This window comes from Stenotrophomonas sp. AB1(2024), from assembly GCF_037482345.1.
In the GTDB taxonomy this organism is placed as follows: Bacteria; Pseudomonadota; Gammaproteobacteria; order Xanthomonadales; family Xanthomonadaceae; genus Stenotrophomonas.
The window spans coordinates 2,500,233-2,522,058 of sequence record NZ_JBBHKO020000001.1; the positions used below are offsets into that span (position 1 = coordinate 2,500,233).

The 21,826-nt window shown below is 67.7% G+C and carries 18 protein-coding genes; 14 read left to right on the forward strand and 4 right to left on the reverse strand.

The features are described 5' to 3' along the window. The first annotated feature begins 49 nt into the window (after positions 1-49). A complete protein-coding gene (locus WIX41_RS11415) occupies positions 50-1,381 on the forward strand; it encodes a GTP-binding protein (protein WP_339447617.1) in 1,332 nt (443 codons plus the stop codon). A gap of 9 nt (positions 1,382-1,390) precedes the next feature. Here the strand turns inward: WIX41_RS11415 and WIX41_RS11420 are convergent, their stop codons facing one another. Both WIX41_RS11420 and WIX41_RS11425 read right to left on the reverse strand, forming a co-directional pair. Continuing rightward, on the reverse strand, positions 1,391-3,001 hold the full coding sequence (locus WIX41_RS11420) for an ABC-F family ATP-binding cassette domain-containing protein (protein WP_339447619.1): 1,611 nt from the start codon (positions 2,999-3,001) through the stop codon (positions 1,391-1,393). Between the two features lie 204 nt (positions 3,002-3,205). Next, a complete protein-coding gene (locus WIX41_RS11425) occupies positions 3,206-4,807 on the reverse strand; it encodes an EAL domain-containing protein (protein ID WP_339447621.1) in 1,602 nt (533 codons plus the stop codon). Positions 4,808-5,081: 274 nt separating this feature from the next. On the opposite strand from WIX41_RS11425, the gene WIX41_RS11430 reads away from it, so the two are divergent. Continuing rightward, positions 5,082-5,855, forward strand: coding sequence for a lytic transglycosylase domain-containing protein (locus WIX41_RS11430; protein ID WP_339447623.1), 774 nt, complete (start codon positions 5,082-5,084; stop codon positions 5,853-5,855). Positions 5,856-5,871: 16 nt separating this feature from the next. On the opposite strand, the gene WIX41_RS11435 is transcribed toward WIX41_RS11430, so the two are convergent. Continuing rightward, entirely contained in the window at positions 5,872-7,392 is a 1,521-nt protein-coding gene (locus tag WIX41_RS11435) for a hypothetical protein (RefSeq protein ID WP_339447624.1), read from the reverse strand. A gap of 143 nt (positions 7,393-7,535) precedes the next feature. Between WIX41_RS11435 and WIX41_RS11440 the strand changes: the two genes are divergently transcribed. Further along, positions 7,536-9,620, forward strand: coding sequence for an NHL repeat-containing protein (locus WIX41_RS11440; RefSeq protein WP_339447626.1), 2,085 nt, complete (start codon positions 7,536-7,538; stop codon positions 9,618-9,620). Positions 9,621-9,624: 4 nt separating this feature from the next. Here WIX41_RS11440 and WIX41_RS11445 read toward each other — a convergent pair whose 3' ends face one another. Continuing rightward, complete coding sequence (locus WIX41_RS11445; RefSeq protein ID WP_339447628.1) at positions 9,625-9,999, reverse strand: YciI family protein; 375 nt, start codon at positions 9,997-9,999, stop codon at positions 9,625-9,627. Between the two features lie 212 nt (positions 10,000-10,211). Here WIX41_RS11445 and WIX41_RS11450 point away from each other — a divergent pair, with 212 nt between their 5' ends. The 11 genes from WIX41_RS11450 (at position 10,212) to WIX41_RS11500 (ending at position 21,825) form a co-directional block, all read left to right on the forward strand. After that, complete coding sequence (locus tag WIX41_RS11450; RefSeq protein WP_339449471.1) at positions 10,212-10,631, forward strand: YciI family protein; 420 nt, start codon at positions 10,212-10,214, stop codon at positions 10,629-10,631. Positions 10,632-10,661: 30 nt separating this feature from the next. Then, positions 10,662-11,087, forward strand: coding sequence for a VOC family protein (locus tag WIX41_RS11455; RefSeq protein ID WP_339447630.1), 426 nt, complete (start codon positions 10,662-10,664; stop codon positions 11,085-11,087). A 16-nt stretch (positions 11,088-11,103) separates the two neighbouring features. Continuing rightward, on the forward strand, positions 11,104-11,511 hold the full coding sequence (locus tag WIX41_RS11460; RefSeq protein ID WP_339447632.1) for a VOC family protein: 408 nt from the start codon (positions 11,104-11,106) through the stop codon (positions 11,509-11,511). Between the two features lie 57 nt (positions 11,512-11,568). Beyond that, entirely contained in the window at positions 11,569-12,822 is a 1,254-nt protein-coding gene (locus WIX41_RS11465; RefSeq protein WP_339447634.1) for an RNA polymerase sigma factor, read from the forward strand. Between the two features lie 101 nt (positions 12,823-12,923). Continuing rightward, the gene (locus WIX41_RS11470) at positions 12,924-14,129 is read left to right on the forward strand and encodes a hypothetical protein (protein WP_339447636.1); all 1,206 of its coding nucleotides are present in this window, start codon (positions 12,924-12,926) and stop codon (positions 14,127-14,129) included. Then, a complete protein-coding gene (locus WIX41_RS11475) occupies positions 14,120-15,220 on the forward strand; it encodes a hypothetical protein (RefSeq protein WP_339447638.1) in 1,101 nt (366 codons plus the stop codon). Before WIX41_RS11470 ends, WIX41_RS11475 begins: the two co-directional genes overlap by 10 nt. 64 nt (positions 15,221-15,284) lie before the next feature. Then, a complete protein-coding gene (locus tag WIX41_RS11480; protein ID WP_339447640.1) occupies positions 15,285-15,950 on the forward strand; it encodes a hypothetical protein in 666 nt (221 codons plus the stop codon). An 18-nt stretch (positions 15,951-15,968) separates the two neighbouring features. Continuing rightward, complete coding sequence (locus WIX41_RS11485) at positions 15,969-17,606, forward strand: CsgG/HfaB family protein (RefSeq protein WP_339447642.1); 1,638 nt, start codon at positions 15,969-15,971, stop codon at positions 17,604-17,606. Between the two features lie 263 nt (positions 17,607-17,869). After that, entirely contained in the window at positions 17,870-19,519 is a 1,650-nt protein-coding gene (locus WIX41_RS11490) for a M28 family metallopeptidase (RefSeq protein WP_339447644.1), read from the forward strand. Between the two features lie 283 nt (positions 19,520-19,802). Further along, positions 19,803-21,062, forward strand: a complete 1,260-nt coding sequence (locus WIX41_RS11495; RefSeq protein ID WP_339447646.1) for a sensor histidine kinase — start codon at positions 19,803-19,805, stop codon at positions 21,060-21,062. After that, the gene (locus WIX41_RS11500) at positions 21,052-21,825 is read left to right on the forward strand and encodes a LytR/AlgR family response regulator transcription factor (RefSeq protein ID WP_339447648.1); all 774 of its coding nucleotides are present in this window, start codon (positions 21,052-21,054) and stop codon (positions 21,823-21,825) included. The genes WIX41_RS11495 and WIX41_RS11500 overlap by 11 nt, the downstream gene beginning before the upstream one ends. The last annotated feature ends 1 nt before the right edge of the window (position 21,826 follow it).

Below are 21,826 nucleotides of genomic sequence, written 5' to 3' on the forward strand. Positions count from 1 at the left end.
GAAGATGTTATATAGTAACATTTCAGTCCACTTCCAACCGTTCACCACCATGACTGCCTCTGCCACTCCCCTCGACTCCCGCTTGCCGGTCACGGTGCTGTCCGGCTTCCTTGGTGCGGGCAAGACCACCCTGCTCAACCACCTGCTGCGCAACCGCGAGGGGCTGCGGGTGGCGGTGATCGTCAACGACATGAGCGAGATCAACATCGATGCGCAGCTGGTCCGCGACGGCGGGGCGGCACTGAGCCGTACCGAGGAAACCTTGGTGGAGTTCAGCAATGGCTGCATCTGCTGCACGCTGCGCGACGACCTGCTGCAGGAGGTGAAGCGGCTGGCGTCCGAAGGGCGCTACGACTACCTGCTGATTGAATCGACCGGCATCGCCGAGCCGATGCCGGTGGCGGCCACATTCTCGGTGCGCGATGAGGCCGGGTTCTGCCTCAACGACATCGCGCGGCTGGATACGCTGGTGACGGTGGTGGATGGGCAGAACTTCCTGCGTGATTTCAGCAGCAATGCGCTGCTGGCTGACCGCGGGCAGCAGGCCGGGGCGGACGACACCCGCGGGGTGGTGGACCTGCTGGCCGAGCAGATTGAGTTCGCCAATGTGATCGTGGTGAGCAAGTGCGATGTGGTGGACGATGACCTGCTGCAGCAGACGCTGGCGGTGCTGCGCGCGATGAACCGCGATGCGCGGCTGCTGTTGTCGCGCAACGGTGATGTGCCGGCGAATGAACTGCTGGATACGCAGCGCTTTGATTTCGTGCGCGCGCAGCTGGCGCCGGGCTGGATGCAGGCGCTGCGTGGCGAGCACACGCCGGAGACCGAGGAGTACGGCATCACCAGTTTTGTGTATCGCGCGCGCCGGCCCTTCCATCCGCAGCGGTTCGCCCGCCTGCTGGAGCACGGCTTGGGCAGCGTGATCCGCAGCAAGGGGTTCTTCTGGCTCGCCAACCGCATGGACTGGGTGGGTGAGTTGTCCAGCGTGGGCGCGGCCACCCGCACCCAGGCAGCGGGGTTCTGGTACGCGGCGCGCGAGCGAGTGGAGGCCGGGTTGGAAGACACGGTGCCGCTGCTGCCGCCGCCGCGCGTGCCGTACACCGATGTGGGCTGGGTGCGGCAGCAGGCCGGGTGCTGGACGGCACCGCTGCCTGGCGTGCATGAGGTGGCCAACGCCGGCGAGTACCAGGCCATGCGCCGGATGTGGCACCCGTGGTGGGGCGATCGCCGCCAGGAGCTGGCGGTGATCGGGGTGGGGATGGATGAACACGCGGTACGTGCGGAGTTGGATGCGTGCCTGCTGGATGACGGCGAGATGCGGGCTGGGCCGATGTTGTGGCAGCTGTTGCCGGATGCGTTTCCTGCCTGGGCGCGTACGTGATATACGCGATTACAGCAGCTTCAACCGCCACCCCTCCTCGGTGGCATCCAGCTGATGGGTCAGCTGCACCGCATCCAGCAGCGCCTGATCGTGCGAGACGATTACCACGCTGCCGCGATACTGGTTGAGCATCTGCTCCAAGGCGGCAAGCGAGGCCAGGTCCAGGTGGTTGCCGGGCTCGTCGAGCAGCAGCAATTGCGGCGGTACTTCCGCATATAGCACGGCGGCCAGCGCTGCCTTGACCCGCTCGCCACCACTCAAGGTGGCCAGCGGACGCAGGCTGCGCTCGGCGTCCAGACCGAGCAGGGCCAGCTGGGTGCGCAACGTGGCATCGCTGGCCTGCGGGTTCGCGCGCTGCAGCAGTTGCAGCGCAGAGTCCTGCGCGGGCAAGGAGGACAAGGCCTGGTCGAGCAGGGCGGTGGTTGCCGCGCGCTTGACCTCGCCACTGAGCGGCTGCACCTCACCGGCCAGCACCCGCAGCAGGGTGGATTTGCCACTGCCGTTGTGGCCACGCACGCCGATACGGTCGCCGCGCTGGATGTGCAGGCTGACGCTCTGCCACGGCGCCATCACCCACGGCAGCTGCACGTTGGCAAGCGTGGCCACCTGTTGCGGGCCGGGAGTGGCCAGGCTTGGCCCGAGCATCGCAATCTGGGTGACGTCGTCGACGCCCGCCGCCGCCGCGCGCACCCGGCTGTCTGCCGCTGCACGCCGTTCAAGCTGCTGCGCCTGCAGCCGGCCAGCGCTGTTCTCGGCGCGGTTCTTCATGCCGCCCAGAAGGATCGGCGCCTGGTTGGCGGTGCGGGCATCGCGCTGCGCGCGTGATTGGCGGTGTTCCTGCCGTTCGCGCTGTTCGCGCAGCGCAACCTGCTCCTGCCGGCGCTCGCGCTTGCGCAGCGCCAGCTCCGCGTCGGCGTTGGCCTGCTCGGCCTGCTTCTGCTCGGCATACAGATCGTAGTTGCCGCCGTAGCTGCGCAACCCCGTGGGCGTGAGCTCGACAATGCGCTGCATCTCCCGCAGCAGTGCGCGGTCATGGCTGATGACGATCAGCCCGCCACGCCATTGCGCCAGCGCATCGATCAGCCGCGTTCGATGCACGCTGTCGAGGTGGTTGCTGGGTTCGTCCAGCACCAGCGCGTCGGCGTCGGACAGCAGGGCGCCGGCCAGCGCCACCTGCATGGCCTGGCCGCCGCTGAGCCGGGCTGCCGCTTGCGCGGGGTCCAACGCGGGCAGGCCGAGCCGCCGCCATTGCGCCTGTAACTGTTCGCGCAGGGTCCAGCGCTCGCCAACCAATGCGAAATCGTGGGGGTCCACGCTGCCGGCTTCGATCCGGTCCAGCGCGTCCAGCACCGGGGCGATGCCCGCGAGGTCGGCAATGCGCCCGGGCAGCACGCCACTGTGCTGGGCCAGCAGGTGCACGCGGCCTTGCTGCTGGATCTGGCCGTTGCTGGGCTGCAGCTGCCCGGCCAGCAGGCGGCCAAGCACGCTCTTGCCCACGCCATTGCGACCGACAAGTCCCGTGGGGGTGGTGTCGAACGACGCAGAGAAATCAGAAAAGAGCACCCGGCCATCGGGCAGGGTGAATGTCACGCGGTCGAGCGTGAGGGCCAATGCGGTCATGCGACCTCCAGGAATGCCAAGGGCTCCCCCTGCGAACAGGGCGGGAAGGAGACTGGCCGTCAAACGACGGCGGGCATTACTGGCGCATGCAGGCACACCTCATTACGGGGACGGCTGGATGCCGCGCGCCTATTATAGGACTGCACCCCAAGAGTCCGCTGAATCCAGGGTAGAGCCACCCCCTGGGTGGCTGCGCAGGAAACCCTATTCGGTAATCCCATTAGGGTTCTGCATATCCTCCGGCGCCTTCCCATACTGCGTCCGCCGCTGCTCATGGAAAGTAATGAACTCCGGGCCCGGCAGCGGCCGCGAGAACAACCAGCCCTGCCCGAATTCCACCTGCCGCGACTGCAGGTAGGCCAGCTGCACCGACGTTTCGATGCCCTCGGCCACGGTGAACAGCCCCAGCGTCTTGGCCATGTCGATGATGTGCGAGGTAACCGGGCTGGTCGCGCTATGGGTGCCGATGGAATCGATGAACGATTTGTCGATCTTCAACGCGTCCAGCGGCAGCTGCTGCAGGTACTGCAGGCTGGAATAGCCCACGCCGAAATCGTCGATTGCCACGCAGTGTCCGGCACGGCGTGCGGCGGCAAGCGAAGTGCGCGCACCCTGGATGTCGAGGAAGCCACGTTCGGTGGCCTCCAGCCAGATCTGCTGCGGGTGGATGCCGCTGCCCACCAGCTTGCCGGACAATACTTTCAGCGCACGGCCACTGCTGACATCGCCGGCGGAGAGGTTGATGGCGATATGCGCGCTGCGATCGTGGACGAGCAGCTCGCGCATGTCGCTGATCACCAGGTCCATGACGTGGTCGGTGAGCGCTTCGATCAGCCCGGTTTCTTCGGCCACCGGAATGAACAGATCCGGTCGCACCTGGGTGCCGTCGGCGCGCGACCAGCGCACCAGGGCCTCGGCGCCCACGCAGATGCCGGTATCCAGTTCGATGATGGGCTGGTAATCCATGCGGAATTCGCGGCGGCGCACCGCGCTGGCCAACTCGTTGCGCAACGACAGGCGGCGGCGCGACAGCCAGACGCCGGCGACGATGGCCAGCACCGCGCCGACCGCACCCAGCGGCACCAGCTGCCAGAACTGCTGCTGGAAGGCGGCCACCAGCCCGATGCGCGGGGCGATGGCGACGGCCAGCCATTCCTGGTCCTGCGCGCTGGCAAACAACGTGCGCGGGGTGTGCCCGTTGTGCGGTTGGCGCAGCAGCCGCTGCAGCAGCTCCGGGTCGGGCATGGGCTGCTGGGCAATCAGCCGGCCATCGGGGGTAGCCACCGCCAAGCGCACGCTGGGATCGGCAATGACATCCACGAAACGGGAGGGATCCATCAGGATGTCGTGGCGGCCCAGCTGTACCGACATCAGGGTGCCGGCGCCATCGCCGGCCATGGGCCGAACGCCCAGGGTGATGGAGGCGCCGTCGGCGGTGATGTGCTCCGGGGTGGGTTCGGGCACCAGGTCCTCGACCATGCCCCAGGAGGTGCAGCGCAGCCGACCATCCTCGAAATAGCCGACCTGTTCGGCCGAGGTGGTGCCCAGCGTCAGGCTGCGCATCAACTTCAAATGCTCGGGCGAACAGCCCGGCAGCTGCGACTGGTTGAGCTTGCGCAGGGCCAGCAGACCGGCCTCGTAGGCGCGGTGGGCGCGCTGCAGGGTGCGTTCGGCGGTACGCTCCAGACGGTCGGTTTCGGCGACCTGGGCGCGGCTCCAGCTGACATAGACCAACGCGGCGACAGGCAGAATCGCCCCAAGCAGGGCGGCAAGCGCGATGGCGGCGATGGTGCTGACGCGCTTCAAGCGGACCTCTCTGCCCGGCTGGGCGTGGATTGAGCCCTATCTGACCATCTGGAACGACCGTTTGGAACAGGGCTTCACGTAGATTCCTGTCGGTATTTCCCCAGTGTCGATATCAGGTCGCATGGACAGGGTGAAACCGTCAGGGCCGGCAACCCTGGCCAGCGCATACCGCCCTCGCTGACCCTGCAGCCGGGCCGGATTCACCTGCGGTTCGCGCCCCGCGCCGGATGATCGCGCCACCCCCCGATCCGGCCGCCCTGGCGGCCCCGGAGCCATGAAGCCCCTGCTGCCCGCCGTGCTGGCCCTGTTGCCGCTGCTGTTGCCCGGCACGGTGGCCGCGCGCACGGTGTACCGCTGCGTGCAGAACAACACGGTCAGCCTGGCAACCGCGCCGGAGCCAGGCTCCAGATGCAAGCCGCAGCAGATTGACGACAACGCGGTGCAGGCGCCGAACCTGTGGGGCAACATGGGGGTGTTCAGCGGCACGCTGTACGAGCGCGAGCAGGACGGGCAGAAGGTGTACTCCACCCGCAACCTGCCCGGTTCGCGGGTGTTCCTGAAGTTCACCGTGTCTACGCCGGCGGGCGAGCCGGCGCACGAAGGGCTGGGCAAGGTTGGCGCGCCGCAGCTCAACCGGCATGCCAGACAGTTCAAGGCAGCGGCGCGTTCCACCGGAGTGGACGATGCCTGGTTGCGCGCGATTGCCCACGCGGAGAGCGGGTTCGATGCCGGCGCGGTGTCGCCCAAGGGCGCGCAGGGGGTGATGCAGTTGATGCCCGATACGGCGACCGAGCTTGGCGTGTCCGACCCGCTGTCAGCCGAGCAGTCGATCAACGGCGGGGCGCGTTACCTGAAAGCGCTGCTTGTGCGATACAAGGGCGACCGTACGCTGGCGGCCGCCGCCTACAACGCTGGAATCGGCGCGGTAACCCGCTACAAGGGCGTGCCGCCGTACGCTGAAACGCTGGCCTACGTAGAGAAGGTCAGCACGTTGTACGTGCGCTACCGCGAGGCGATGGGGTTCAAGGCCGAGACGCCGGCGCGGTAGGTGGAAGTGGAGCGGCTCAGTTGGCGAACAGCGGGTAGGTGTCGATGCGACCCACGCGGTTCACGGCGGCCTGCACATCGGCGCGCTGCTTGAGTTGCTCCCAGCTTGCATGCAGGTCCGCATCGGCGGGCAGCACCGGTGCACGGCGCACGTCCTGCAGGTCGAACAGGGCGGTGCCGCGCTCCATCGGATCGGCCAGCTGCTCGAGCAGGCTTGCAGCGGCCTCATCCATGCGGTGGTCAACCAACAGGCCCTCGCGATAGTGGTCCGGGGTGAGCGCACGGTTGGCCAGCAGCCGCTCACGCGCGCGCTGTGCGGCCGCTGCATCCTTGAGCTGCAGGGCAGCGCGGAGCTCGATCAGCGCCTGCGTGCTCGCGCCGTAGGCGCTCATGTCCTCGCCCACGCTCTGCATGACCTCCCGCGCCTTCAGCGGGCGGTCAAGCGCTACGTACAGGCTGGCCAGGTTGAGGTTCTGGCTGACCGTATCCCCTTGGGGGTCGGTCATGCGCAGGGCCAGCAGCTGGGCAGCCAGCGCGTCGTCGGGCTTGCCGAGCCGGCGCAATGCGCGGCTGCGGATGTCGAGCATCCAGGCAACGTAGCGGCCCTTGCCGGGCGGTGCCACGGTGGCCTCGGTGGCGGCCACGGCAAGTGCCTCGGTCATGCCGACCACGTCCTGCAGTTCGCCGGCGACCATGAGCGCGCTGCTCAATTCCACGGCGGTTTCGTTCAAGCCTGGCGCCAGCATGGTGTCCACGCGCAGCTGATCGATATGGCGGCGCGCGGCCGCCACCGGGTCATGGCGCGGGTCGTCGCGGCGCAGGTAAGGATCAAAGCGCTTGTCGGCACGCAGCCGAACCAGGGGGATGGGGGCATCGATGCGCTCCAGCGTGGCGGCCACCTTGTCGCCCTGGCCGGCTTCGGCCTGCAGGGTGGCCAGCACCACCCACAGCTCGGCAGGTTCGATGCCTTCGATCTTCCACTCCGAATCGAACAGGCCCTGCAGCACGGCCAGGCGCTTGGTCGGCTGGTGCTTCAACTGCGTGTCCAGCTGCCAGACCATTTGAGGGGACATGTCCGGCGCGCCATCGCTGTCGGCAATGGCGCGCACAACGCTGTCAGCGGCCGCTTCGGGCTGCTGTTCGACCATCTGGAACCAGGCCAGCCGCAGCCGTGCGTAGGCATTTCGCGGGTTGACCGCCAGCGCCTGTTGCAGGCGTTGAAGCGCTACCGCCCCCTGTTTCTGCGCACCAGCCACCATCGCGGCGGAGGCCCAGACATGGCTGCGGTTTTCGACGTCGATATCCACCAGGCGTGGATCGGCCAGCAGGCGATCAATGACGATGGACGCGCCCAGGCTGTCGCCACGGTCGGCCTGCTGCAGGGCGGCGCCGAACTCGGCGAGATACGCGGTGTTCGCGGTGGGTGCCGCACTGCTGGCGTCCACGGTGGCGCCGCTGGCTGCAGTGGCCGCCGTTGCAACAGGCGCCACGCACAGTGACAACAGCAGGGCGAGGGCGGTGCCGGTGCGGCAGGTCATGGGGTGCATCCTTCCTTGGCGTAGGCTCCGATTGAAACCGGAACGCGGCATCCACACAAGTCGGCGCGGGCGGGCGCGGGGTTTGCAGGCACGCGGCGAGCGGCTAAGGTCATGTCCCGAACTGGCAGCAGGCAAGGACAGCGATGACGCGCGGACGATGGGCAAAGGTGGCGCTGGTGGGCGTAGCGGTGGCAGCGGCACTGGCCTGGACCTTCCTGCGCGAACCGGCGACGCCGGCACCGCCGCCTGGCCCGGTGGCCACCGTACTGGGCTGGTCCCCGCAGATCAGCCTGCTGGCCGGCGACGGCGTGGACGGGCTGCGCGATGGCCCCGCTGCGCAGGCGCGCTTTGCCGATCCGTATGGCATCGCGCTGGATGCGCACGGCGTGCTGTACGTGGCCGACGCCGGTGACAACAACCGCATCCGCCGGGTGTATCCCGATGGGCGCGTGGACACGCTGGCCGGGCAGGGCGAGGGCTGGCGCGATGGCCCGGCGCTGCAGGCGCAGTTCAATACGCCGTCGGCCCTTGCACTGGATGCGGCCGGCAACGTATTCGTGGCCGACACCGGCAACCATGTGATCCGCCGGATCGGCACCGATGGCGTGGTCAGTACGATTGCCGGCGATGGCACCGCAGGCTTTGCAGACGGCCCGGCAGCGCAGGCACGCTTCGATGGGCCGATGGGCGTGGCGGTGGATGCCGGTGGCCGCGTGTTCGTGGCAGATACCTGGAACGACCGGATCCGCGTGATCGAGCCCGATGGCCAGGTACGCACGCTGGCCGGCGGCGATGCCCCGGGCAATGTGGACGGTGCAGGCGTGGGTGCGCGGTTGGATACCCCGGTTTCGCTGGCACTGGATTCGCACGGCAATCTGTTGATCGCCGACCTGCTCAACGGTGCGATCCGCCGTCTGGCGCCGAACGGCACGGTGGATACGCTGTTGGCCTCTGGCAGCCTGCTCAACGGGCCGCTGGCGCTGGCGGTCACCCACGATGACGTGGTGTACGTGAGCGATTTCGACGGCAAGGTGGTGCAGCTGTCCGCGCTCGGCCATGTGGTGGACCTCACCGGCGCGGCCGCGCAGCCGCGGTTCTCGCGGCCGGGTGGGCTGGCGCTGGATGCCGAGGGCGGGCTGTACCTGTCCGATGCGGCGTCGTACCGCGTGCATCGCCTGCGTGCGTTGGCGGCAGGTGCAACCCCGGCGCCGTCGCTGATCGGGCCGGCCGCCGACGCCGCGCTGCCCGACACCGGCGGGCGCTGGCCACTGGCACCGCAGCTGGGCTGGCACGAGGTGGTGGGCACGCTGGGCGAGGTGCGCGGCAACTTCAGTGGGCAGAGCCGGCACCACCTGCACGATGGCTTCGATATCCGCGGCGATATCGGGCAGACGGTGCTGGCCATTGCCGATGGCAAGGTCAGCAGTCCATTCCCGAGCTGGTCGGTGGGTGGGCAGGCCGAAGGGCTCTCACTGGATCGGCTGCGCTACATCCACATGAAGGTGGGCCGCGATGCGCGCGACCGCGCGTTCGATGTGCGCTGGCCGCAGTTGCGGGGTCTGGATGGCAAGCTGGAGCGGGTGCGGGTCCGGCGTGGCACGCGCTTCAAGGCCGGTGAGCCGCTGGGCAGCATCAACCGCATGGCGCATGTGCATTTGAGCGTGGGTGCCGGTGGCTTCCAGCGCAATGCGGTGGCGCTGGGGTTTGTGGGGTATGCCGACAGCTTCGCGCCGCGTATTACCGAGGTGGCAGTACTGGATGACCTGGACCAGCCGATCAAGGCAGCGGCGAACGGGCGTGTGCCGATACCGCGCCTGGGTCCGGGCGTGCAGATCGTGGTGGAAGCGTGGGACCAGGTGGACAACAACCTGCCGCGTCGTCGGTTGGGGGCGTACCAGGTGGGGTATCAGGTCCTGGATGCGGGCGGTACGCCGTTGGCCGGCTATGAGCAGCCGCGCTTCAACATCGTGTTCAACCGGATGCCGCGCGAGGACAGTGCCACGGTGGTGGCGTATGCACCCGATAGCGGGATTACCGTGCACGGCAGTGCGGTGACCCGGTTCCGCTACCTGGTGACCAATACGGTGCGCGATGGGTTGGTGGAAACCGGGCGCTGGCAGCCGGGTGCGTTGCCGGCGGGAGATTACATCATCCGCGGCAGTGCGCGGGATTACAGTGGCAATGAGGCGTTGGGGGCGCGGGACCTGAAAGTCACGCTGTTGCCGTGAAGGGTCAGGCGCCGACGCGCCGGCGCTCTGCCTCGAAGTCGGCTACCGGGCGGACTTCGATGCTGCCGTAGCGGGACCACGGAAACCCCTGGGCGATGCGCATGGCGTCGTCGCGGTCGCGTGCGTTGATGAGGTTGAAGCCGGCGAGCAGTTCGCGGGTTTCTGCAAATGGGCCGTCGGTGACGCGGGCCTGCGATTGGCGCGTGCGCAGGGTGCGGGCCTGGGCGACAGGCTCCAGCTGCTGGGCAAGGACCAGCGTGCCCTCGGCCTTCAGTTTGTCGGCGTGCTGGATGCAGCCGCGCATCATGGCGTCGTACTCCTCGGCGGGTACGTCCTGGATCAGGGCTTCGTCGATATGGATCAGCAGCAGGAATTGCATGGTCGGACCAACGCTGGGCAGGGGATGCCCATGATGCCCCAGCCCGCGCTGCAGGCCTGTTGCAGTGCAGCGCCGCGTGCCTGTTCAGGGCCGTGACCGTCATCCCATGGCGGCATCGGAAAATTTTTTGGCGAGCGTGTCGATTTCCGTTTCACTGGGGCGTCGTAACCAGTGAAGGGCCCGCCAACCGGGCCGACAACGAGGACAAGCCGATGAAAGTCATGGTGATCGTGAAAGCCACCGAGGATACCGAGGCCGGAGTGTTGCCCACCGAGGCGGAGATCAGGGCGATGGGGGCCTTCAACGAAGAGTTGGTCAAGGCCGGCGTCATGCTGGCCGGCGATGGCCTGCGCCCCACCAGCCACGCCCGCCGGGTGGCCTACACCGGCGCGGCGCCGCAGGTGATCGACGGGCCGTTCGCCGAAACCCGCGAGCTGGTGGCCGGGTTCTGGCTGTGGCAGGTGCGCTCGGTGGATGAAGCCACCGAATGGCTCAAGCGTGCGCCCTTCGGTCCGGGCGACGTGGTGGAAATCCGCCCCTTCTACACCGAGGAAGATTTCGGCGCGGCCTTCACCCCGGAATTACGCGCGCAGGAACAGCGTCTTCGCAAGCAGATCGGCCAGGCCGACTGACCCACCCACCGTGCCTTTCTGGAGATTCCCATGAAACTGATTCCCTTCCTGAGCTTCAGCGGCCAGACCCACGAAGCCATGGCGTTCTATGCCCAGGTCCTGGGCGGCAAGGTCACCTCGGAAATGAAGTACAGCGATATGCCGCCCAGCGACAACATGGAAGGCTGCGGCGACAACCCCGGCCTGGCCGATCCGAACCTGATCGCGCACAGCCAGCTGGAAGTAGGCAGCGCCATCCTGATGGCGGCCGATGGCCCGCCCTCCTCTGACAAGGGCAGTACTACGATCAACATCGACGTGGAGACCCCGGAAGAAGCCGAGCGCGTGTTCAAGGCGCTGTCCGAAGGCGGCGAGATCACCTTCCCCATCGGCGAAATGTTCTGGGCCAAGCGCTGGGGCATGCTGGTGGACCGCTACGGCAAGCCGTGGATGGTCAACTGCATGAAGCCCTACTGATCACAGGAAATCCATCATGTCCGATACGCCCCAGATGATCTTCGTGAACCTGCCCGTCCGCGACCTGGACAGGAGCAAGGCGTTCTTCACCGCGCTCGGCTTCGCGCCCAACCTCACCTACACCGATGACAAGGCTGCCTCCTTCAACATCAGCGACACCATCATGCTGATGCTGCTGCTGGAGCCGTTCTTCGCCACCTTCATCAACCGGCCCATCGGCGATGCGCACGCGCAGGCGCAGGTGATCCTCGCGCTGTCCTCGCCCAGCCGCGCCGCCGTCGACGCCACCCTCGACAAGGTGCTGGCCGCGGGCGGCAGCGAACCGACCTCCGCGCGCGACTACGGCTTCATGTACCAGCGCAGCTTCGAGGACCTGGATGGGCACCTGTGGGAAGTTGCACACATGGATGGCGAGCCCGGCTGACGCCAAACACCGCGCCGCACCTTGTGCGGCGCGGAGGGGGATGCTCTGATTCGCAGCATGGATGCCGCACTGACGCAACGATTGGATACCCTCTGGCGCATGGAGTCGCCGGCCCTGATTGCACGCCTGGCGCGGATGCTGGGCGGCGATATCGGGCGTGCCGAAGAACTGGCCCAGGACACCTGGCTGGCTGCGCTGGAGCGCTGGCCCACGCAGGGCGTTCCGGACAATCCGGGAGCGTGGTTGATGACCACTGCACGCAATCGCGCCATCGATGTGCTGCGCCAGCACCAGCGCGTGGCCGGCCAGCACGCGCAATGGGGCAGCGAGCTGGAACCGCAGCCATTGCCGCTGCCCGACGACAGCGACGCGCTGCAGGACGATATCGGCGATGACCTGCTGCGGCTGATGTTCGTGGCCTGCCACCCGGTGTTGTCGGCCGATGCGCGGGTGGCACTGACCCTGCGCCTGCTCGGCGGGCTGACCACCGATGAGATCGCGCGCGCGTTCCTGCAGCCCGAGCCCACCATTGCCCAGCGCATCGTGCGCGCCAAACGCACGCTTGCCGACAGGCAGGTGCCGTTCGAGGTGCCGCGGCAGGCGGCGCTGCCCGAGCGGCTGGGGTCCGTGCTGGCGGTGGTGTACCTGATCTTCAACGAAGGCTACGCCGCCAGCAGCGGCGATGACTGGATGCGCCCGGCGCTGTGCGAGGAAGCGCTGCGTCTGGGCCGCGTGCTGCAGCAGCGCCTGCCGACCTGGCCACAGGTGCACGGGCTGCTGGCGTTGATGGAACTGCAGGCCTCGCGCGTGGCGGCGCGGGTGGACGGGCAGGGCAACCCGATCCTGTTGCCCGACCAGGACCGCACCCGCTGGGACCACCTGCAGGTGGCGCGTGGCCAGGTGGCGCTGCAGCAGGCGGTGGCGTTGGGCGGAGCCGACGATGGCTACGTGCTGCAGGCGGCCATCGCCGAATGCCACGCGCGCGCGCGGCAGGCCGACGATACCGACTGGGCGCGCATGGCTGCGTTGTACGCGCGGCTGGCGCAGGTGCAGCCGTCGCCGGTGGTGGAACTCAACCGTGCGGTAGCGGTGTCGCGCGCCGAGGGCGCGGCGGCGGCGTGGCCGCTGGTGGAGCAGCTGGCGGCGGACCCGCGGTTGCAGGCGTATGCGCCGCTGGCTGCGGTGCAGGGCGACCTTTTGTCGCAGATGGGCCGGCAGGCCGAAGCGGCGGAGGCCTTCGCACGCGCTGCGCGGCTTACGCCGAATGCCCGGGAGCGGGCGTTGTTACAGGCTCGTGCCGACAGCAAATGACGTAATTGGCTTGATTGCGTCTCGCTCACCGTCTATTGTGGCGCACTTCACAAAAGTGACCAGGCGCTTTGCCGGGTCCAGCCGATAAGGAACGCGGGACGATGTTTTCAGGGAAGAAGCGCACGCGCGCGGGTAGCGCGTGGCTGCGGGTGTGCGGGTTCGTGTTTGCTGGCACCGCCGTTTTCGCTGGCGCCGCCCAGGCTGCCGACAAGTCGCAGCAGGCCTATTGGGCCGGTTTTGCCTACACTGCCGATCAGAGCGCCGTGGAAGCCAGCACCCCGCGTGCGGCCGCGGTGCTCAAGGCGCGCGGCCTGGCCCCGCTCAACCAGGCCCTGTGGGCCCGGTTGCAGGCGCAGCGACCGGCCAGCCTGGAACTGATCGATCAACCGCTGGCGATGCTCGACGGCACCACCAGTGCCACGGTGCTGGCTACCGCGCTGGACCGCGAGCTGGTGTCGATCGAACCCATCGGTGGCCAGTACAAGGTGCTGGTGGAAGTGGCGCTGCAGGCGCTGTTCTTCGATTTCCGCGAACGCCAGGTGGTGGCGTCCTATCCGATCACGCTGCAGCGCATCGACGTGATGGAATTCCTGCCGGACGAGGATGACATCGACGCCATCGTCGCCGACCTGCTCTACGGCAAGGCCGCCACCGGCCTGCCGCAGGTACTGGCCGATACGCTGGCCAAGGCGCAGCTACCGGCCGCGTCGACGCGCCGCCTGCAGGTGGGCGAGGTGACCCTGTCCGATGCAGTGCGCGCCAAGCTGCCCGATGCGGTGGATGAAGAAGTGCTGCGCGCCACGCTGGCCCATGAGCTGTCCAAGACGCTGTCGTCCAACACCGGCATCGGCCTGCTGCCGCCGGCCACCGGCCAGGTGATCGGCGGGGCGATGGCCGCGCGCTTTGCCGACGGCAAGGTCTACCAGCTGAAGATTCCCGAGCCGGATTACGTGGTGAAGCTGCGCCTGGATGCGCTGAAGAATGGCGTGATCAATGAAACCCCGGCGATGAAGACGATGCTGTTCGGCGCGTTCTTCCAGGCCACGGTGGTGGAGCCGTTCTCGGGCAAGGTGTTCTTCGACCAGCCGCTGCGCAAGGGCGCCACCAAGGTGGTGCCGGCCACCCAGTGGCACGTGGACCAGTGGTCGGCCAGCTACGAAACCACGCTGGCCGGCCTGGACGCCTTCGCTGGCGCCGCCGCCAGACGCGCGGATGCGAAAGCGTGGCTGGACGAACAGAAGCCCGGCGGCAAGCCGCTGCAGCAACAGATCCAAGCCCTCCAGGAGTTGATCACCTCATGCCGTTGATTCGTGCCGTACTGCTGATTCTCATTGCACTGATGGTTGCCGCGCCGGTGTCGGCGCAGACCGCCAGTTCCCGTGGTACCGGTTCGGCCAGCTATGGCCTGCGCCTGAGTGCCGATACCCGCGCCCAGGCCCTGAACAAGGCCAAGGTCAATGCACTGGAGGCGTACATCGCCGAATCCGGTGCGGCCAAGCTGCGCCTGTTCGAAGATCGCCGCGCCGAGTTCATCGGTGAAATCGACCGCTACGTGCTGTCGGCCGTGCCGCTGTCGGACACCGAAGACAAGAAGGCCAAGACCTACACCGTCAGCGTCCGCGCCGAAATCAACGCCACCCTGCTGCAGACCAAGCTGGATGCCGGTTCGGCCACCGCCGGGGCGCGCGGCAACGAGCGTTCGCTGCTGACCTTCCTGTTCATGGCGCGCTCGCAGGACACCGTGCAGTCGTTCCAGGACAAGGAATACCGCCGCGTCGACGCCAGCCAGAGCTATGACGAGAAGACCCGCGAAGGCGACAGCTTCCGTGGCAATTCGGTGAGCACCAGCGGTAGCATCAACCAGAATGCGTCGGTGTCGGTCACCTCCGGTGGCAGCACCACCGCGCGCAGCGACACCATCAGCTGGAAGGTGGCCAACGCCAACGAAGTGAACACCGCCATGACCGGTGCCTTCAGCGCGGCCGGCTATGAAGTGGTGGAAGCGGAATACGTGGAAGGCGAAAGCCGCGGCCTGCTGAGCATCGAGCGCATCCGCAAGGACTTCAGCACCGGCAACGACCTGTCGGCCGCCACCCTGCGCGACACCGCCAACGGCATCAAGGCCGCCAACATTCCCTACCTGGCGGTGGGCACGCTGGACGTGGGCATGCGCGACCGCGACCCGGTCAGCGGCAACACCCGCGTGTTCGTCACCGTCACCGGCAAGGTGCTGGACGTGAGCGGCCGCTTCCCGAAGACCGTGTCTTCGGTGGGGCCGGTGCAGTTCTCCGGCACCGGCCCGAACGAGACCGTGGCCCGCACCAACGCGCTGCAGATCGCCGCCGAAAAGGGTGCGCAGCAGATGATCAACGAATTGAACGTCAAGGCCGTGCGCTAAGGCGTACTGACCAACGGTCGGTACCCACCGGTTCGCGTCAACATTTTCCACCAAGGAACACACCATGATCCGCAAGACCCTCATCGCACTGGCCATCGCCACCACCTTCGCCGCCCCGGCGCACGCGCAGTTCGGCAAGCTGAAGGACCTGGCCGGCGGCGGCAACAGCGCCTCGGCCGCCTCGGCCGGCGCCCCGGACGAAGCCGCGCAGGAAGCGCTGGTGCGTCGTTTCGTGTCCTCGCAGTCGCACTCGATCGACGCGCAGACCTCCTTCGCCAAGGCCTTCGGCCTGGCCGAGCAGGTGCAGCTGCTGGAAGCCGAGCGCCAGGCGTTGTCGTCCGGTTCGGTCAACGTGGACCAGATAAAGAAGTCGGTGTCGGTCAGCGAAGCGGCCCAGGCGGCGATCGATGAGCGCGTGGCTGCCCAGCCGGAGCTGAGCGCCGAATCCAAGCAGCACTACACCACCGGCCTGGTGGCCCTGGTCGCTTCGGCGGCCGAAGGCCAGAAGCTGAGCGGTGAAGCCAGCAACTTCGCCAGCGGCATGAAGAGCCTGAGCGCCACCCAGCTGGCCACCGTGGGCCGCAAGCTGGCCGCCGGTGCATGGGTTGCCAAGGAATCGCCGGGCTACCTGAAGGGCCTGTACTCCTCGTCGAAGGCCGCGCTGACCTTCGCCCGCGCCGCCAAGATCAAGGTGCCGGGCAACGCCGAGTCGATGCTCGACAGCCTGTAAGAGCAAGGAACGCCACGCATGCAGACCTCATGCCGACTGTTGAGCCTGGCCCTCGCCGCTACCCTGCTTGCCGCCTGCGGCAAGCAGGAGGCACCGGTGGAGACCACGGCACCGAAGGCCGAATCGAAGCTGGAAGTACCGGCTGAAAAGCCGCTGCGCGGCGCCCCGGATTTCGGCGGCACCACCCAGGTGGCGCGCGAAGCCGATGGCATCGGCAGCACGCCGGAGCTGGCGGTGCTGGCCGCGCTGCAGTCGGCGGTGGCACAGGTCAATGGCGTGCGTGTGGCCAGCCAGATGCAGAGCCTGCGTGCAGGCCTGCATGTGGACGTGGATGGGGAACACGTCGGCGATATCCGCGCCGACGCATTTTCCCAGCAGATGATTGCCGCTTCCCAAGGGGCGGTGCAGGGCTACGAAATCCTCTCGCAGGAAGAAGTCAGCCAGCTGGATGAAGAAGTGATTGCCCGCGTGCGCGCCAGCGACGCCGGCTACAGTTATTCGGCATCTGCCTCGGCCAGTGGTTCGGCGCAGGCGCAGGCCGAGGCAAGCGGGGGCGGCGGTTCGGCCTCGGCCAGCATCAAGGAAAGCTACAAGGAACAGGCCAGCGTGGACGCCAGGCGCGGCGCGCAGTCGTTCGAATCCGATGTCAGCCGCCGCACGATGCGCAGCTACTGGAAGGTGCGCGTGCGCGCCGACATCGCCCAGTACCGCGCCCCGGACGAGCAGGGCCGGCCGAAGATCGTGGTGGCCCAGCCGCACGTGCGCAGCGGCACCTATGCCGTGGGCGATGGCCGTGTGGCCAGTGAGGAAGTGGCTGCGGCCATCCGCGCGCGCCTGAACGACACGCTGACCCAGACCAAGCGCTTCATCGTGCTGGATCGTGAGTTCGGCGAAGAGATGCAGGCCGAGATCGACCACATCAACAGCGGCAACGTGCGCCTGCAGGACACCGCGCGGCTGGGCCAGCAGCTGGCCACCGACCTGATCCTGGTTCCGACCATCGAACGCTTCGAGTACCCGCGCAGCGTGCGCAACCTGCGCATGTCCGACCGCCAGGTGACTTCGTATTCGGGCGGTGGACGCATCACCCTGCGCCTGATCAACGCGACCACCGGCGAGGTGGTGATGTCCGACAGCTTCGACCACCAGTTGGCCTCGACCGGTCCGAGTACCCTGCCGCGCGTGGTGGATGGCAAGGGCATGGCGGCGGCGATGATGGATTCGCTGTCCGGGCAGATTGGCACGGCGATCATCACCGGGATCTTCCCGGTGTCGGTGGTGGCCATGACCGGTGACCAGGTGGTGCTGAGCCAGGGCGGTGAATCGCTCAAGGCCGGCCAGCGCTGGCAGGCGGTGATGCTGGGCGAGGAACTGAAGGACCCGCAGACCGGGCGTTCGCTGGGCCGCAATGAAACCCCGTGCTGCACGATCCGGGTGGACCGCGTGGCCGCGCAGACGTCCTACGGCACCATCGAAGGTGGTGCGGACCTGGGTGGGGCGACGTTCAAGCCGGGGGCGATCGAGCTGCGTGCACAGGCGGGTGCGGTGAAGCCGGCCGCGTCGGAAACCGCTTCCAACGCGGGCAGTGCCAAGCCGAAGCCGGCGCGTGCGGCCGCGCCGAAGGCCGCAGCGCCGGCGGAAGACCCGAACTGGTAAGAGCAGATCACCATCGGTAGCGCCGGCCGTTGGCCGGCCCAAGTGGCATGTCGGGTGAAGAGCCCCCGGAGTCCGGGGGCGGCCGCGGCGGGGGCATGGGGGCAACATAAGAGGGGCCCGCAATTCGCAACGCGAATTGTGGGGCGACAGCGCGCATGCGATGGCGCGTACCCGCCGGCCGTTGGCCGGCCCAGGCGGTGCCGGACCACAACGTGCGGTTATGATCCGTTGATGGTGGGGTTGTCCCAACTGCGGAGAAAACGATGAAGCGAGTGGTATTGAGCCTGCTGGCCCTTTCGGTGTCCAGCGCCCTGATGGCGGCGACGCCGAAATTCGATGGCGCGCGGATCTCCGCCGACGTCAAGGAACTGGCTTCGGACGCCTATGAGGGCCGTTCGCCGGCCACGGCCGGCGAAGAAAAGACCATCGCCTTCCTCAGCAAGCAGTTCGCGGCCGCCGGCCTGCAGCCGGGCGGCGACCTGAAGGATGGCAAGCGCCTGTGGACCCAGGCGGTGCCGCTGCTCAAGGGCGATATCGTCGGCACCCCGAGCCTGGCGCTGTCCAGCAAGGGCAAGCCGCAACCGCTTACCCAGGGCCAGGAAATCGCGGTGCGCGCAGCCATGAACGGCGCGTCCGAGGTCGACATCCAGAACGCCCCGCTGGTGTTCGTGGGCTATGGCGTGAACGCGCCGGAGCGCAACTGGAACGACTTCAAGGACGTGGACCTGAAGGGCAAGATCGCCGTGGTGCTGATCAACGACCCGGACTTCGAAACCGGCGAAGGCGACTTCGACGGCAAGGGCATGACCTATTACGGCCGCTGGACCTACAAGTACGAAGAGGCCGCCCGCCAGGGTGCGCTGGGCGTGCTGATCGTGCACGAGACCGCGCCGGCCTCCTACGGTTGGGCCACGGTGGCCGGCTCCAACACCAACACCATGTTCGACGTGGTCCGCGACAACCCGGCCGAGGCGCACCCGCTGCTGGAAGGCTGGATCCAGCGTGACCTGGCGGTGGAGCTGTTCAAGCGCGCCGGGCAGGACTTCGAGGCGCTGAAGAAGCAGGCCCAGAGCCGCGATTTCAAGCCGGTGGAGTTGAAGGGCGAAACCCTGTCGGCCAAGTACGCGGTGAAGAGCGAGGTGATCACCTCGCACAACGTGGCCGCGCGCCTGGAAGGCAGCAGGCACCCGGATGAAACCGTGGTGTACAGCGCGCACTGGGACCATATCGGCGTGGGCAAGCCGGATGCGAACGGCGACACCATCTTCAACGGCGCGCTGGACAACGCCAGCGGCACCGCCTCACTGGTGGAACTGGCGCGTGGTTTCGCCAAGGGCAAGCGCCCGGAACGCTCGGTGCTGTTCCTGGCCGTGACCGCCGAAGAAAAGGGCCTGCTGGGGTCGGAGTATTACGCCAGCCACCCGCTGTACCCGCTGGCCAAGACGGTGGCCGTGATCAACATGGATGGCATGGCGCCGTTCGGCCCATCGCGTGACTTCGGCATCTACGGGTCGGCCAAGCTGGAGCTGCTGGACCAGCTCAAGGACGTAGCCCAGGGCTGGGACATCCGCTACACCCCGGACCCGAAGCCGGAAGCCGGCCTGTTCTTCCGTTCCGATCACTTCCCGTTCGCCAAGCGTGGCGTGCCGGCCGTGTCCTATTCGGCCGGCCAGGACTGGGTGGACGGCGGCGTGGCCGCAGGCAAGGCGGCCTCGGACGACTACACCGCCAAGCGCTACCACCAGCAGGGCGACGAGTGGCAGCCGGACTGGAAGTTCGCCGGCGCCGCGCGCGACCTGGAAGTGCTGTACACGCTGGGCAACCAGCTGGCCAATTCGCGCAGCTGGCCGAACTGGAGCGATGATTCGCAGTTCCGCGCAACCCGGGATGCATCCGCCGCAGATCGAAAGTGATCGAAGCGACCCCGCCGACATCGTCGGCGGGGACCCGGACGCCGCGATGGCTCCAGCGCGGAACGGGTAGCGCCGACTGTTAGTCGGCGGCGCTTCGCCCAGCGTCGATGAACCCGACCGGAGAGCAGCGCGGTTCCGGGATATCGCCGCCGGAACGAAGGGCAGCCACGCAGGGCGTGGCTCTACGCTGCTTCGTACCGCAGATTCGGGGTTTCATCGCATGGCGCTTGTGCCCGTCCCCGGCAGGGCTATCCTCGCACCATCCCATCGTGAAGACGCCGCCGTGTTTGCCAGCCTTTCCCTGATTCTCCGTATTCTGGTGGCCTGGGCCGCGGCGATCGTCGTGGCCGGGTTCGTGTGGAGCGGCTTCTTCCACGGCATGGACGAGGGCCCGGGCTGGGTGTTCGGGCTGCTGGCGCTGTTCCTGATGGTCACCGCGCTGGGCAGCTGCATCACCCACCTGCGCCGGGTCTCGATCGTCGCCGGGCGCCTGGATGCGGCCACCCTGTCCAGCCGCCAGCGCCGCCAGATCGAGCTGCCGATGGACGCCGGTGCGGCCTTCAGCCTGGTCGAACAGGCGATCAAGGAACTGCCGCGCGTGGAAGACATTGAAAGCGCCGCCGGCAGCCTGCAGGTGCGCGCCTATGTGCGTCGCGTGGACCCCTACAACAACCGCCCGCCATCGCGCTGGAACCTGCCGGCGCGGCTGGCGATCAAGCGCAACAGCGTGCTGGCCACGGTGACCCCGGGGCAGGGCACCAGCAGCGTGACCCTGCTGTTCGAGCCCGACGCCGGGATCTGGGCCGACCTGCTGGCGGTGGACGAAGGCAGCAACTACGAGAACGCCGAGGCAGTCAGCCGCGCCATCACCCGCCGCGTGGCCGAACAGCGCCGCGACGAGCAGGCCGCGGCCGAACAGACCGCCACCGAAAAGGAACTGTCGGTGGCCCGCTTGAACCTGTTGCACGCCCAGGTGGAGCCGCACTTCCTCTACAACACGCTGGCCAACGCACAGGTGCTGACCCGCACCGACCCGCAGCGTGCCGACCAGATGCTGGGGCACCTGATCCAGTACCTGCGCAGTTCACTGCCGAGCGTGGACGAATCGATGTCCACCCTGGGCGTGGAGCTGGAGCGCACCAAGGCCTATCTGGAAATCCTCAAGATCCGCATGGGCGCGCGGCTGGCGCTGCAGGTGGATGTGCCGCCGGCCCTGGAAACGCTGCCGCTGCCGTCGATGGCGCTGCAGACGCTGGTGGAGAACGCGATCAAGCACGGGCTGGAACCCAAGCCCGGTGGCGGCACGGTGTGGATCATCGCGCGCGCCTTTGAAGACCACGTCACCCTCACCGTGGCCGACGATGGCCTGGGCTTTGGCCAGGGCAGCAGCGGCACCGGCATCGGCCTGAAGAACCTGCGCGAACGCCTGCGCCTGACCTGCGGCGAACGTGCCGGCGTGGCCATCGTGTCCAACTTCCCCAGCGGCGTGGCGGCAACGATCACCCTGCCGCGCGACGCACGCGAGGCGATCCATGCTGCTTGATGCCCTCATTGCCGAAGACGAAGACCTGCTGCGCCAGTCTCTGGTGGCCCAGCTGCAGCGGCTGTGGCCGGAGCTGCGGCTGGTGGCCGAATGCGAAGACGGTGCCAGCGCGCTGGAGCGGTTGGCCGAACTGAAACCGGACCTGGCCCTGCTCGACATCCGCATGCCAGGGATCAGCGGCATCGAGGTGGCGCGCGCGCTGCCGGAGATCAGCCCGCGCACGCAGGTGGTGTTCGTGACCGCCTATGACCAGTACGCCATCGATGCATTCGAGCAGGGCGCGATGGACTACCTGCTCAAGCCGGTCAGCGACGAGCGCCTGCTGGCCACGCGCGATCGCATCCTGGCGCGCATGCAGATGGGCCGCCCGGACAACGCGATGCTGGAGCAGCTGCTGCAGCGGCTGGGCCAGCAGCCGGGGACGCAGTCCAACGCGCCACCGCTGGCGTGGATCACCGCCAGCAATGGCCGCGATACGCAGCTGATCATGCTCGAAGACGTGGTCTACTTCCGCGCCGACAGCAAGTACACCACGGTGGTGACCGAAGCGGGCGAGAGCCTGTTGCGCACGCCGCTGCGCGAACTGCTGGAAGTGCTGGACCCGCAGCGCTTCCGCCAGATCCACCGCTCCACCATCGTCAACATGAAGGCGGTGGCGGCGGTGAGCCGCGATGACACCGGCCGTGGCCAGCTGCGCCTGAAGCAGCGGCCAGAGGTGCTCAACGTGAGCCAGCCGTTCATGAGCCTGTTCCGCGGCATGTAAT

Excerpts from the sequence above, each read along its gene's own strand:
- WIX41_RS11415 (WP_339447617.1), top strand. The coding sequence starts at position 50 with ATGACTGCCTCTGCCACTCCCCTCGACTCCCGCTTGCCGGTCACGGTG.
- WIX41_RS11420 (WP_339447619.1), bottom strand. The coding sequence starts at position 3,001 with ATGACCGCATTGGCCCTCACGCTCGACCGCGTGACATTCACCCTGCCC.
- WIX41_RS11430 (WP_339447623.1), top strand. The coding sequence starts at position 5,082 with ATGAAGCCCCTGCTGCCCGCCGTGCTGGCCCTGTTGCCGCTGCTGTTG.
- WIX41_RS11435 (WP_339447624.1), bottom strand. The coding sequence starts at position 7,392 with ATGACCTGCCGCACCGGCACCGCCCTCGCCCTGCTGTTGTCACTGTGC.
- WIX41_RS11440 (WP_339447626.1), top strand. The coding sequence starts at position 7,536 with ATGACGCGCGGACGATGGGCAAAGGTGGCGCTGGTGGGCGTAGCGGTG.
- WIX41_RS11445 (WP_339447628.1), bottom strand. The coding sequence starts at position 9,999 with ATGCAATTCCTGCTGCTGATCCATATCGACGAAGCCCTGATCCAGGAC.
- WIX41_RS11450 (WP_339449471.1), top strand. The coding sequence starts at position 10,212 with ATGAAAGTCATGGTGATCGTGAAAGCCACCGAGGATACCGAGGCCGGA.
- WIX41_RS11455 (WP_339447630.1), top strand. The coding sequence starts at position 10,662 with ATGAAACTGATTCCCTTCCTGAGCTTCAGCGGCCAGACCCACGAAGCC.
- WIX41_RS11460 (WP_339447632.1), top strand. The coding sequence starts at position 11,104 with ATGTCCGATACGCCCCAGATGATCTTCGTGAACCTGCCCGTCCGCGAC.
- WIX41_RS11465 (WP_339447634.1), top strand. The coding sequence starts at position 11,569 with ATGGATGCCGCACTGACGCAACGATTGGATACCCTCTGGCGCATGGAG.
- WIX41_RS11470 (WP_339447636.1), top strand. The coding sequence starts at position 12,924 with ATGTTTTCAGGGAAGAAGCGCACGCGCGCGGGTAGCGCGTGGCTGCGG.
- WIX41_RS11475 (WP_339447638.1), top strand. The coding sequence starts at position 14,120 with ATGCCGTTGATTCGTGCCGTACTGCTGATTCTCATTGCACTGATGGTT.
- WIX41_RS11480 (WP_339447640.1), top strand. The coding sequence starts at position 15,285 with ATGATCCGCAAGACCCTCATCGCACTGGCCATCGCCACCACCTTCGCC.
- WIX41_RS11485 (WP_339447642.1), top strand. The coding sequence starts at position 15,969 with ATGCAGACCTCATGCCGACTGTTGAGCCTGGCCCTCGCCGCTACCCTG.
- WIX41_RS11490 (WP_339447644.1), top strand. The coding sequence starts at position 17,870 with ATGAAGCGAGTGGTATTGAGCCTGCTGGCCCTTTCGGTGTCCAGCGCC.
- WIX41_RS11500 (WP_339447648.1), top strand. The coding sequence starts at position 21,052 with ATGCTGCTTGATGCCCTCATTGCCGAAGACGAAGACCTGCTGCGCCAG.